At 54.9% G+C, this 12,277-nt stretch carries 8 protein-coding genes, 1 tRNA gene and 2 rRNA genes (1 of these 11 only partly in view); 7 read left to right on the top strand and 4 right to left on the bottom strand.

The features are described from left to right. The 4 genes from QQX03_RS10865 to QQX03_RS10850 all read left to right on the top strand — a co-directional run. Positions 1–2,655: ribosomal RNA gene (locus tag QQX03_RS10865) — 23S ribosomal RNA — on the top strand; it begins 136 nt to the left of the window's first position. Positions 2,656–2,783: 128 nt separating this feature from the next. After that, positions 2,784–2,898 (top strand): 5S ribosomal RNA (gene rrf, locus QQX03_RS10860). Positions 2,899–3,148: 250 nt separating this feature from the next. Next, positions 3,149–3,225: transfer RNA gene (locus tag QQX03_RS10855), tRNA-Met, on the top strand. A gap of 473 nt (positions 3,226–3,698) precedes the next feature. Then, on the top strand, positions 3,699–4,379 hold the full coding sequence (locus QQX03_RS10850) for a response regulator transcription factor (protein ID WP_285975743.1): 681 nt from the start codon (positions 3,699–3,701) through the stop codon (positions 4,377–4,379). Positions 4,380–4,420: 41 nt separating this feature from the next. Here QQX03_RS10850 and QQX03_RS10845 read toward each other — a convergent pair whose 3' ends face one another. Together QQX03_RS10845 and QQX03_RS10840 are read right to left on the bottom strand one after the other, a co-directional pair. Then, positions 4,421–7,096, bottom strand: coding sequence for a TonB-dependent receptor domain-containing protein (locus QQX03_RS10845; protein ID WP_285975742.1), 2,676 nt, complete (start codon positions 7,094–7,096; stop codon positions 4,421–4,423). 99 nt (positions 7,097–7,195) lie between these two features. Beyond that, positions 7,196–8,779, bottom strand: coding sequence for a beta-helix domain-containing protein (locus QQX03_RS10840; protein ID WP_285975741.1), 1,584 nt, complete (start codon positions 8,777–8,779; stop codon positions 7,196–7,198). 317 nt (positions 8,780–9,096) lie between these two features. Here QQX03_RS10840 and QQX03_RS10835 point away from each other — a divergent pair, with 317 nt between their 5' ends. Then, positions 9,097–9,450, top strand: coding sequence for a tetratricopeptide repeat protein (locus QQX03_RS10835; RefSeq protein WP_285975740.1), 354 nt, complete (start codon positions 9,097–9,099; stop codon positions 9,448–9,450). Positions 9,451–9,454: 4 nt separating this feature from the next. On the opposite strand, the gene QQX03_RS10830 is transcribed toward QQX03_RS10835, so the two are convergent. Continuing rightward, a complete protein-coding gene (locus QQX03_RS10830; RefSeq protein ID WP_285975739.1) occupies positions 9,455–9,700 on the bottom strand; it encodes a hypothetical protein in 246 nt (81 codons plus the stop codon). Between the two features lie 335 nt (positions 9,701–10,035). Between QQX03_RS10830 and QQX03_RS10825 the strand changes: the two genes are divergently transcribed. After that, positions 10,036–11,220 carry an acyl-CoA dehydrogenase family protein gene (locus tag QQX03_RS10825; RefSeq protein ID WP_285975738.1) on the top strand — a complete coding sequence of 395 codons (1,185 nt, stop codon included), beginning with the start codon at positions 10,036–10,038 and terminating at the stop codon, positions 11,218–11,220. A gap of 37 nt (positions 11,221–11,257) precedes the next feature. Here QQX03_RS10825 and QQX03_RS10820 read toward each other — a convergent pair whose 3' ends face one another. Continuing rightward, positions 11,258–11,611: an MATE family efflux transporter gene (locus QQX03_RS10820; RefSeq protein WP_349665841.1), complete on the bottom strand. Its 354-nt coding sequence runs from the start codon at positions 11,609–11,611 to the stop codon at positions 11,258–11,260. 104 nt (positions 11,612–11,715) lie between these two features. Here QQX03_RS10820 and QQX03_RS10815 point away from each other — a divergent pair, with 104 nt between their 5' ends. Beyond that, positions 11,716–12,276 carry a (2Fe-2S)-binding protein gene (locus QQX03_RS10815; RefSeq protein WP_285975737.1) on the top strand — a complete coding sequence of 187 codons (561 nt, stop codon included), beginning with the start codon at positions 11,716–11,718 and terminating at the stop codon, positions 12,274–12,276. Position 12,277: the final 1 nt, after the last annotated feature.

Raw genomic sequence — 12,277 nt, 5'->3', positions numbered from 1 at the left:
CCATTTCTTTCATCATCCTTTCGGGGATGGCGAGAGAGGTGGATAAGGTATCACCTTAGTGAATATATAGCTTTGGTGAAGCGAACCCGGGGAACTGAAACATCTCAGTACCCGGAGGAAAAGAAATCAACCGAGATTCCCGTAGTAGTGGCGAGCGAACCGGGACCAGGCCAGTGCCTTGTCGTAAATTAGCAGAACATTCTGGAAAGTTTGACCATAGTGGGTGACAGTCCCGTATGCGAAAATGATCGACAAGGACTTGAGTAGGGCGGGACACGTGAAATCCTGTCTGAACGTGGGGGGACCACCCTCCAAGCCTAAATACTCGTACATGACCGATAGCGAACACAGTACCGTGAGGGAAAGGTGAAAAGCACCCCGATTAGGGGAGTGAAACAGTACCTGAAACCGGATGCTTACAAGCAGTTGGAGCCCCATAGGGGGTGACAGCGTACCTCTTGCATAATGGGTCAGTGACTTAATCTAGCATGCAAGCTTAAGCCGTTAGGTGTAGGCGAAGCGAAAGCGAGTCTGAATAGGGCGACTGAGTATGTTGGATTAGACCCGAACCCCGGCGATCTAGGCATGACCAGGTTGAAGGTGCAGTAACATGCACTGGAGGACCGAACCGTTGAATGTTGAAAAATTCTCGGATGAGTTGTGTTTAGGGGTGAAAGGCCAATCAAGCCGGGAAATAGCTGGTTCTCCGCGAAATCTATTGAGGTAGAGCGTCAGATGTATGCCGATGGGGGTAGAGCACTGGATGGGCTAGGGCTGCGCGAGCGGTACCAAACCTAACCAAACTCCGAATACCATCGAGTCTTGTCTGGCAGACAGACGGCGGGTGCTAAGGTCCGTCGTCAAAAGGGAAACAGCCCTAACCTACAGCTAAGGTCCCCAAGTCATATCTAAGTGGGAAAGCATGTGGGAATCCCAAAACAACCAGGAGGTTGGCTTAGAAGCAGCCATCCTTTAAAGAAAGCGTAACAGCTCACTGGTCTAAATAAGGGTTCCTGCGGCGAAGATGTAACGGGGCTAAAGATATGCACCGAAGCTTAGGGTTCATAGTTTACTATGAGCGGTAGCGGAGCGTTCCGTAAGTGGTTGAAGCCGAAGGGTAACCGACGGTGGACATATCGGAAGTGCGAATGCTGACATGAGTAGCGATAAAGAGGGTGAGATACCCTCTCGCCGAAAGACCAAGGGTTCCTGCTCAACGCTAATCGGAGCAGGGTTAGCCGGCCCCTAAGACGAGCCCGAAGGGGGTAGTCGATGGGAACCACGTAAATATTCGTGGGCCTGGTGGTGTGTGACGGATGGCGGAAGTAGTGTGTCCTTATTGGATTGGGCATGCTGCCAAGTTGTTCCTGGAAATAGCCCCACCGTATAGACCGTACCCGAAACCGACACAGGTGGTCAGGTAGAGTATACCAAGGCGTTTGAGAGAAGTATCCTGAAGGAACTCGGCAAATTGCCTCCGTACCTTCGGAAGAAGGAGGCCCCGTTAGAAGGCAACTTTTAGCGGGGGGCACAGGCCAGGGGGTAGCGACTGTTTAGCAAAAACACAGGACTCTGCTAAGTCGGCTTCAAGACGACGTATAGGGTCTGACGCCTGCCCGGTGCTTGAAGGTTAAGAGGAGGAGTGCAAGCTCCGAATTGAAGCCCAAGTAAACGGCGGCCGTAACTATAACGGTCCTAAGGTAGCGAAATTCCTTGTCGGGTAAGTTCCGACCTGCACGAATGGCGTAACGACTTCCCCACTGTCTCCAGGATATGCTCAGCGAAATTGAATTCTCCGTGAAGATGCGGAGTACCCGCGGTTAGACGGAAAGACCCCGTGCACCTTTACTGCAGCTTTAGAGTGGCATTAGGAAAGAACTGTGTAGAATAGGTGGGAGGCTTTGAAACTTGGGCGCCAGTCCGAGTGGAGCCAACCTGTGAAATACCACCCTGTTGTTTTCTGATGTCTAACCTAGGTCCGTTATCCGGACCAGGGACCCTCTATGGCGGGTAGTTTGACTGGGGCGGTCGCCTCCTAAAGAGTAACGGAGGCGCGCGATGGTATGCTCAGGCCGGTTGGAAACCGGCTGCGAGAGTGCAATGGCATAAGCATGCCTGACTGCGAGACCGACAGGTCGAGCAGAGACGAAAGTCGGTCATAGTGATCCGGTGGTCCCTCGTGGAAGGGCCATCGCTCAACGGATAAAAGGTACGCCGGGGATAACAGGCTGATGATTCCCAAGAGCTCATATCGACGGAATCGTTTGGCACCTCGATGTCGGCTCATCACATCCTGGGGCTGGAGCAGGTCCCAAGGGTTTGGCTGTTCGCCAATTAAAGTGGTACGTGAGCTGGGTTCAGAACGTCGCGAGACAGTTTGGTCCCTATCTGCCGTGGGCGTCGATACTTGAAAGGAGTTGCCCCTAGTACGAGAGGACCGGGGTGAACATACCTCTGGTGTACCAGTCATGCCGCCAGGCGTGCCGCTGGGTAGCTATGTATGGACGGGATAACCGCTGAAAGCATCTAAGCGGGAAGCCTCCCTTGAGATTAGGTATCTTCGAACCGTCATAGACCATGACGTTGATAGGCTGGGTGTGGAAGCGCAGTAATGCGTGAAGCTAACCAGTCCTAATAGTTCTGATCACGCTTGAGAGTTCGCACTATCAACGACAGTCCTGCGACTGTGTGTTGAGGAGGAAGACTCTTCGGCCAGATCGTCGCCCGCTCGAATATTTCGAGCACACTACATCGATTTAGACCCGTATTCGCTGGCTCCATTGCTTGGTGGCCATAGCGCCTGTGACCCACCCGATCCCATCTCGAACTCGGCCGTGAAACCAGGTAGCGCCGATGGTACTAACGTTTAAGCGTTGGAAGAGTAGGTCGTCGCCAGGCATTGAAGCCAGCGATTGCGCGGTAATGAAACCCATTCACAAGTCGAAGGGCTGACCCACCAGGGCGGCCCTTTTGGCGTCTCTAGCCTCCGCTAGAGGTTCGCTTTCCGGGATATTTTCGGGAAGTTGCCAATACCCTGAACGAAGCTCGCAGAGTTTTGCATGGGGATAGCCCAACGGCCGGTTTGGCCGAATGCCAGGCGGATTGAATAGTTCGCAATAGGTAATCTTGGGCGTCAATAACTAGGTGCCGCGGGGTGGAGCAGTCCGGTAGCTCGTCAGGCTCATAACCTGAAGGTCGTTGGTTCAAATCCAACCCCCGCAACCACCATCTCTCTGACATATATGATATATTCCGCCTCACTGTTACCAGTGGGGCTCTTTCTGTTTGTGACTGAAAGCATTTAGGATGCACAAACTACGGTTGGGGTTCCCCACGTCTGAAGTGCGCCCCAAATGCGGAAATTCCGGCTCGGCTCTGAATAGTCTGAAAGCCGACTGACCGCCTTCAGGAGCCGAACTCAATCGCTAAAACCTCTGAGATTGGTGGCGAACCTTCCCGCGCTCATGTCAGTTAGCCAGATTTCGAGCCCTCGATGCTGTCCTCTGTCTCCAGCACGGCGGCCATGGGCGTTGTTCGCGGCCTGTCTGCTTTCAAACTAAGCACGAAAACCGGACTGGCGGCTAATGAGCCAATTGCGCATAGTTGACGCTACAGCTGCGAATGCTCAAAGCGCCTGCTTCGTCACGGACACGTCATAAATCGAGGGCAATCTGGGTTCGAACCAGGGGCCAAGTTGTATGTCGGTTGTCAAGATTCTGCTCACACATCCAGACGCTGATGAGTTCGAGCCATTCGCTCATGATGACGCGCAGTATGAATTCTCGAAGATCACTTCGCGCGCTCCTTCGCAGATATTCGAAGGTCCGATTTGGATATTCATCGACTGGGTGCTCGATGACCTTGCCGGCCTGGAGCTTTGCCGCCGGTTGAGGGCGGATCCCCAGACAGCAGGCGCGCACATTACAATGGTCTTGAACGATGACGATTTCGCAGCGCGCAAGCGTGCACTCGATGCCGGGGCGGATGACTATATGTCGGGGCCAATCGACCGGCGCGCGGTGCTGGATCGTATTTTTGCGTTAAAGCCCATGGCGGCGAACTACACTACCGAGAAACTCGACTATGGGGCGTTGACCATCAATCTGCCTGCCTACCGCGCTTACTGGCGCGATGAGCCAATCGATGTCAGCCCGAACGAATTCAGGCTGCTCCGGTTTCTAGCCGAGAATGCCAACCGCACTTTGTCACGCCCTGAAATAATGTCCGGACTGGGCAAGAAGGAAGAGATGATTGACGAACGAACGGTCGATGTATGGATTGGCCGATTGCGGAAAGCTATAAAGGCCGCGGGGGGCGGTAACCCCCTGCGAACCGTGCGTTCAATCGGCTACGTCTTCGACCTCGAGCTTCGGCGATAGCCTAGGCGGCCGCCCCGCCCGAAGACGGGGCGTGCCGATATCTAGAATTTGGCAGTAAGGCCCAGCGAGAATGATGTGCCGACATCGTAGCTGTTGATTTCAATGCGGTTGTCGCCAACCTTCTGAAATTCAAAGTTCCCCCGCCCAAAAATGTTGCGCGCTTCAGCCTTGAGTTCCAGCGGAACTGAGAACAGCTTTAACTCCTGGCGCATCACCACGTCGAATGTCAGACCGGGATCTTCAACAATGTCAGGCAAGCCAGCCGTACCACGGCGCGTAACGCGTTCGCTGGCATAGCTAAGCAGGAGAGTCAGCTGTTGCAGCTCGTCCTGATCTTCGATGCCGAGCTGAACATTGACCAAATGATCCGACTGACCGGTGAGCGGGTCACCATCGTTGAAGAACAGTGCTGCATCGCTCTCAATCGCACCAACACCGGCGGTGAAGAGGCTGGTGGTATCGCCTTCGCCTACTTTCAACTCGGATTGGGTGTAGGTGTAGTTTGTCGCGAAAATGATCTGTTTCGTTTCAAGCCAACCGGTCGCGCCCCAATCGAACAATGGCTTGGTCAACTGGAACTCGAACTCACCGCCGAACAGTTCGGCTGTTGGCGCATTGGCAAAACGCGTAGTGAAGCTCGTATCCGCGCCAATCGAAACATAGGGCTCGATCGGGTTTTCGATTTCCTTGTAGAAACCAGCTGCGGAAACACGATTGCCTCGACCGAAGTAATATTCGGCGCGAACTTCTGCGTTGAACAGCTCTGAATCTATCAAAGCCGGGTTGCCGATGTACTGACGCTGATTTTCAGGGTCAGTGTAGGGTTGGAAGATCAGTTCGCGGAACTGCGGACGTGCGATCGTTTTGGATGCACTCGCCCGGAATTGCAGCGAATCCGTCGCTTCCCACGTAATCGTTGCGCCGGGTAAGAAGTAGTCGTTGTCGAGCGCTGTCGTCGCAAGCGAAACGAACGGATTCTCGAACCGGCTTACCGTGCCAACCGACTGTGAAGCATCTTCATATCGGACACCAAGATCCAAACTTACACCGAAGGCCGGAACAATGTTCACCTTCGCATATCCGGCCTGAATCTCCAGATCAGCAGCAAACGCAGGATCAGTCTGGGTTGGTTCACTCAAGCCAATGCCGAAGTAATCGATGATTGCATCGCCGAGCAAAAGATCGGGGCGAAGTGCCCCAACGCCTGGTGGAATATTATCACCGTCGATCAAGAATTCGCGACGCTCGGAATCACGGCTGGTGTCTGTGTAGGCATAGCCAACTGTAGCCGTCAGCCAGTCGGTCAGCGGATAGCTCAAGTCGAGACCGCCGTAGAGGAGATCTTCCTTCAGTTCGGAAAATGCAACTGATGCGCTGCCGCGTTGGCGGTCCAGAACGTTGATGAAGATATCGCCCGTGTCCTGGTTGTCCTGATTGGTGCGGACATAGACAAACTCATATTCGTATGGCGCTTCGCGCTGGGTTTGCGCGTATCCAAGGCGCACATCGACAGAAAGATCGCCGAACTCAAGTTCGCTAACCAGCTGCGTATCGATCAGCTGCCGCTCATACCAGCCTGTGTTCTGGGTAATCAGGCTGTCTCCGTCGAGCAGCAGCTCACCAAACCCCAGCCCTGACTGCTTCAGCGTGTCCCGGATGAACAGATTTGTCCAACGGAACTGATGTTCGCCAATCTCGAGACCGACACCCAACATGGCGTTGGCCAGAATGCGGTTGTCGGTGACAAAATTTCGCGAGTCCCGATCGAGCTGAAGATCAGTCGAGAACGGGTTCTGCGACGTAATTACCTTCGTGCGCAACTTGTTGCTGAGCGACGCAGTCGCGATCAAGCCAAGCCGGCCGTCTGAACCAACATCAAACGCGGTGCCAGCCGTGATCCCGCCAGAGAAGTTCGGCCTCACGTCGCCCACTTCCTGCAGCACCACCAGATTGGGGTTGCCCAACTGCTTAACGATTGCGCCTTGTTCTGCAGTTGTCAGGTCACCGATGCGGCGGCCGCTATTGAAGAAATCCTGGAGCGCGGGCGGCACATCACGTGTGCCGTCGTCAAAGCCAGACCAGTCATAGTCTGACCCGTAATAGTCGAGGCCATTGCTGAAAGTGGTTTCAGTATCGCCGCTTATGCTCAGGCTGATATCGAGAAAGCTCTCATCTGGCACAGCGCGAGTGGTTAGGTTGATCACACCGCCGCCGAATTCGCCTGGGAAGTTTGCCGAGTAGCTTTTCTGGACCAGCGAGGAGGCTACGATGTTGGTCGGAAAAATATCCAGCGGAACGACGCGGCTGAGCGGTTGTGGAGATGGCAGTGGGAGACCGTTGAGCAATGCCAGCGAGTACCGGTCACCAAGGCCGCGGACAAACACGTTGCCATTGCCCACAACAGCCAGTCCGGTTGTGCGCCCAAGCGCGCCCGCAATGTCACCTTCGCCGGTTCGGGCAATCTCTTCCTGCGACAGAACAGAGATGACCTGGCTCGAGCTGCGTGTAACATCGCGATTGCGTCGCCCGGTGACGATGATGGAACCGCCTGGAACTGAGATTTCGGGCTCCTCGAAGGCATCATCCTCCGGATCGACCTGATCCTCCGACTGTGCAACTGCATCGGTGGTTTGACTATCCTGGGCATGTGCAACTGCAGGATATGTGAGAGCGGTTGTGAGGAGGAGCAGCCCCGTCAACTGCTTGCCAGTGTTCATTTTCGAAGACCCTTTCATAGAGGCCTGAGTTTGATTCATGCAGCGAAGCTCCTGGGCGATCAGCGAGAGGGTGCTGACCGCCCAGGAGCAAATGGATCATCAGTAAACCGGCAGCGAGGTGCAGGCGCCCGAGTTGTTTCCGAAAGAGATGGTCGCTGAGTCGCAAGTCCAGCCTTCGAAGCGCGTATCACCCGATTGTGCTGCACCAACGTAACCAGCATTGTCGAAGAAGCTGGAGATGCCCGTCGGGTCGAAGGCCACCAGTGCGTCCTCGTTCGAACCGTTGATATAGGTCATCGTCAGAGTGTTGGTCAGCGCAGTGGTGTTGTTCGAGCCGCTCTCGAAAATTGCCTGTGTATCAGCGGCAGTTACGCCGCTGCTGCCATCACGGAAAGGTGTCGCACAATCCATTGCCACGGACTCGAAGCGCGGCGGACCGACATCATCAAGTCCAGCATTCGCGGCACGAACTGTTTCCGGCAGGTCAATACGCAAGCACGGCGTAGCATTTGAAGAATTGTCGAAGATGATGGTGTTGAACAGCGAATAATCTGTTCCCCCGCGGATACGGATGACCTGGTCATCGTTCTTGCGCTGAATGAAAGTAGCGTTCGAAATCAATGTGTTCTGGCGAGGCGTATCATCAACCAGAGCGTTGTTGCTGTCGGCTTCAATGATCGTGTCACCGACATCGGATCGCTGCACTGCGACAACATACTGCAGTGTAGCCTTCACGCCTGTGTCGGTGTCGATCGAGTCGTCTTCTGCGCCGACAACCACGAGACCCTTCATATTCACCACGCCACCAAAGAATTCGACGCCGTCATCCGCGCTGTTGAACGACTGGATGTTTTCGAAGGTGGTGCCTGAGCCAACGCCGCCTGTCGTCAGAGCCTGAAGCTCGTCACCATTTGCAAGCACAGTACCCGAAAAGCGCAGCTGGACATTGCGAATGGAACCCGAGCTGTCCGAAGCATCGTCGCCGCCATAGCGCGGCGGCGTGGTTGTGCCTTCGACTTCGCGTTCGCATTGGGCTGTGCCTGGCGTAGCTGTATTCGAAAGGCAGTCCGTAATCGGAGCGCGGCCATTGAGAATGAGTCCACCCCAATCGCCCGAAGAACTATCAGTGTTCTCGCCGCGAATATTCTGCTGGCTGGTAAAGATAATCGGGCGGTCGGTTGTCCCGTTTGCCTGTATCTGGTTGCCGCGATTGACGTTCAAGTAAGACGCATCAAGACCTGCCAGGATCACACCTGGCTCAATAGTCAGGACAATATTGGTGTCATCGAGGCCGTCAGAGTTATCAGCAGTCGGTCCGCCATCAGTACCGACGTCAACCTGACCGTCGATCAAATAGATGACCGCAGAATCAGACGCCGTAAACGGAAGCGTGGTTGAACGATTGAAGCGAGCCGGAAGCTGGCAAAGACGATAAGAGCCAGTCGGGCCAGAGATTGTACCGCGGCTTGTTAGACCCTGCGGATCCTCAATAAACGGACAGTCGGCCGCCGCTGTAGTGGTCGTGGTTGGCGTTGGCGTTGGTGACGGCGTCGGGGTGCCACCACCGCCACCATTGATAATGACATTGCCCCCCGTGCCGGGCGAGGCGATTTCATCCGCGCCGCAACCAGCGAGTGCGATCAGGCTTGCGCCCATTATAAGCGAGCGATTGAGAGTTTTCACAGCGAGCGGTCCTCTTAAAAATCCGGAGTAAAAGTTAGTCACGCATCAAGCGCGCTCCAGTGCTATTAAGGACGGGCAGTGACTCTTTGTGGTCGGAAACAGCCAAAATATCGCAAAATTGTCACATGACAAAAAATGTCAGGTATATGACAAATATGACCTACCAGAGGCTCTCCAGCCAGCTATTGTTACAGCCTCTAACCAGCTGTTTTATATATAGAACATGTCTAAATGCTGCTGTTTTATGACAATGTTTCATTTTTGTTGCAGCCCGAAATACTTTTCCACACTATGCAAGCTCTTTTGGGAGATGGCATATGTTTCTAACCGGTACTGCAGCTTTGATGATGCTTGTTAGTGGTGCACCGAGCGATATCGGCTACGAACCCTTGCTGGATGGTCATGACGCAATCGCGGTTGAGGTGATCGAGGCAAACACCGAACTTGCCGCAGATGATCCTGCCAAACTGATCAATCTTGGCATCGCATACGCACGTCAGGGTCGCACTGAGGAAGCGCGCGCCATGTTCGAAGCGGCGATGCGTGGTTCTGACCGTGTTGTTCTGGAGACTGCCGAGGGCGAATGGAAGGAATCGCGTCATCTGGCACGATTGGCTCTGCAGATGCTCGACCGTGGAGAGTTCCGGGCCGAACAGATGGCAGCCCGTTAAAGCCCTAGTCTTCGAGCTGCACCAGCAAATCGGTTATCCGGCGGCGGCTGAAATCTGCAATCTGCGGATACTGCGCCCGCAGGTTCGCATCGGCCGACCAGTTGTGAAGCTGCACCCACGCGCTTTTCTCGATTGCGGTTAATCGTTGCGGGTTGGCGATGGCGTTTCCCAATCGCGCGGGGTCATGATCTCCAGCAAGCGCAAGCTTGAGGGCTTCCGCTAATACGGATCGCGAATCGTTCTTGTTCATCGTGAGCGGAATAGATGCGATAAGCCAAGTGATAGCAATCGATAGGCACACACTGTCACAATTCTGAAAGATTGGGATTCTCGAACCGGCGCGTGAACAACAATATGAAAGTTGGTGTCGGCGACTCACTTTCCGGCTTCTTGGATGATCTGACGGACCAGAGTTATTCAAGCCATGGTCCATTCCTGAACTTGCTGAGCAAGTTCTCATCAACGATCTCGGTTCAATAGGACCAACTCCTTGAGGTGCATTCGAACTCGCTGACCAATTGGGGAGGTGGAAGCTGGCTCGTGGTCGATTAGGTCCGCACCAATACCAAAACAGGATGAGTTTGAATGGCCCACTATACGTCTGAAGCCGAACAGATCGCGGCTAGAGTTGAAGAGTTTGTTCGCACGGTCGTCGCTCCATACGAGGCAGACCCACGTTGCGGCAGTCATGGGCCTTCCGATGAACTTGGAGCGGAACTGCGGGGCAAGGCCAAGGCGGTAGGCCTGCTAGTCCCGCATATTCGAAAGGACGGATCGCATTTCAGCCATGCTGATACCGCATTGATCCTGCGCAAGAGCGGCATTTCGCCGCTTGGTCCGATTGCCTGTCATGTGATGGCTCCCGATGAAGGCAATATGTACCTGCTCAGAAAGGTTGGCAGCGACGAGATCAAGCAACGTTTCCTGGCCCCCTTGGCGTCAGGGGATGCTCGTTCAGCCTTTTTCATGACCGAACCGGCCGAAGACAACGGCGCAGGGTCTGACCCGTCATTGATGCAAACAACCTGCCAACGCGATGGCAACCACTGGGTGATCAATGGGCGAAAGGCTTTCATCACCGGTGCAGACGGCGCAAAGGTAGGGATCATCATGGCCAAATCGGTTGAGGCTGATTCCGAAGGCGGAGCTTGTATGTTCCTTGTCGATCTACCCGATCCATCTATCCAGATTGAACGCGTGCTCGAGACGATTGATAGTTCCATGCCGGGCGGTCACGCTGTTATTACCATAAACGATCTGCGTGTACCGGCGAACCAGATGCTTGGCGAAGCGGGTGAGGGCTTCAAATACGCACAGGTCCGTCTGGCGCCTGCACGTCTCACGCATTGCATGCGTTGGCTTGGCGTTGCGGATCGGGCTCAAGAGATTGCAACCGACTATGCTTGCAAGCGAACGGCGTTCGGAAAGCCGCTGGTCGATCATGAGGGAGTGGGCTTCATGCTGGCTCAGAACAAGATTGATCTGAAGGCGTGCGAGTTGATGATCGACTGGTGCGCCAGCGTGCTGGACACCGGTGAAATCGGAACAACCGAGAGCTCAATGGCCAAGACCTTTGTGGCTGAAACGTTGTTTCAGATTGCCGACCGGTGCGTACAGGTGATGGGCGGCACGGGAGTAACAGGCGATACGATTGTCGAACAATTCTTTCGTGAAATCAGAGCGTTTCGTATCTACGACGGGCCGACTGAAGTCCACAAATGGAGCTTAGCTAAGAAGATCAAGCGCGATTGGCGCAAAGCTCAGCCTTAAACCGGCCGATGCCGTATCTACGCCGCCCTGATCTTGCTCAAGAATGCCTGCATTTGCGTCCGTAGTGTCGAGGCTTGCTTTTCCAGATCAGTCGAAGACGAAAGGACCTGGCTAGCCGCCGCGCCGCACGTTCATCATCGCCTTCACCCAAGGCTCTCGCAATGACAGAATTGATGCCCACCATCATGCCCACGCTCAGGCTGGTTATCACGACGCTGATCGGGAAGATAAACGCAATTGCCGCCAAAGCGTCCGCGCCCAGCTGCCCGATGAAATAGGCATCGACCAAGCCGATCGACATGACTGCAGCAACACCGACAATGGCTGGCAAAGTTTGAGAAACGAGATGGCCAAGTATCGAACCGCGCGTCAGTTTGGCATTCTCGCTCATGGCCAACCGACTAACGCAGGATCACCACATAACAAGCGCAATTTGTGTTTGCATCCACACAGAGCGTCTTGTTCGCCAACATAGTGCATGCGATAAGCTGTCGCATGCCGCGCATGACCGTAAATGAACGTCCGCTCGAGTTCGATATGGATCCGGACACCCCCTTGCTGTGGGCGCTGCGCGATGCGGCAAACCTGACCGGCACCAAGTATGGCTGCGGCAATGGCGATTGCGGATCGTGCATGGTTATCGTTGATGGCGCAGCCTTACGGTCATGTCTGGTGACGATCGCAGAGGCGGAAGGGCGATTCATCACCACTATCGAAGGCTTGTCGCGTGATCGGTCCCATCCGGTGCAGCAAGCCATGGTCGCCGAACAAGCAATCCAATGCGGTTTCTGTACGCCGGGCATCGTGATGGCCGCGGCGGCGTTGCTTGAGCGGAATGCCGATCCCAGCGAAGCGGAAATCAAGGCGGCGATCCCGAACTTGTGCCGCTGCGGCGTCTATCCCCGGCTGGTGCGCGCGATCCAGCGGGCGGGGCGCGTAGCGCGGCGATTGGAAAGGATCAGCGCTGCGCCTGCTCCGGGCATCAGCAACGAAAATGCAGCGCGCGAAGTGCCTGCGATCCGGCCACCTTCGAGCTCCGAAGAGCCCGAAGGCTAGC

The sequence above is a fragment of the Altererythrobacter rubellus genome (genome assembly GCF_030284385.1).
GTDB classification, from domain to species: domain Bacteria; phylum Pseudomonadota; class Alphaproteobacteria; order Sphingomonadales; family Sphingomonadaceae; genus Erythrobacter; species Erythrobacter rubellus.
The sequence above is the reverse complement of the archived record's forward strand: the minus strand, read 5'-3'. Positions and strand labels throughout refer to the sequence as shown.

Bases quoted from the DNA above. Each gene is read 5' to 3' on its own strand.
- QQX03_RS10850 (WP_285975743.1), top strand. From the start codon at position 3,699: ATGTCGGTTGTCAAGATTCTGCTCACACATCCAGACGCTGATGAGTTC.
- QQX03_RS10845 (WP_285975742.1), bottom strand. From the start codon at position 7,096: ATGAACACTGGCAAGCAGTTGACGGGGCTGCTCCTCCTCACAACCGCT.
- QQX03_RS10835 (WP_285975740.1), top strand. From the start codon at position 9,097: ATGTTTCTAACCGGTACTGCAGCTTTGATGATGCTTGTTAGTGGTGCA.
- QQX03_RS10830 (WP_285975739.1), bottom strand. From the start codon at position 9,700: ATGAACAAGAACGATTCGCGATCCGTATTAGCGGAAGCCCTCAAGCTT.
- QQX03_RS10825 (WP_285975738.1), top strand. From the start codon at position 10,036: ATGGCCCACTATACGTCTGAAGCCGAACAGATCGCGGCTAGAGTTGAA.
- QQX03_RS10820 (WP_349665841.1), bottom strand. From the start codon at position 11,611: ATGAGCGAGAATGCCAAACTGACGCGCGGTTCGATACTTGGCCATCTC.
- QQX03_RS10815 (WP_285975737.1), top strand. From the start codon at position 11,716: ATGCCGCGCATGACCGTAAATGAACGTCCGCTCGAGTTCGATATGGAT.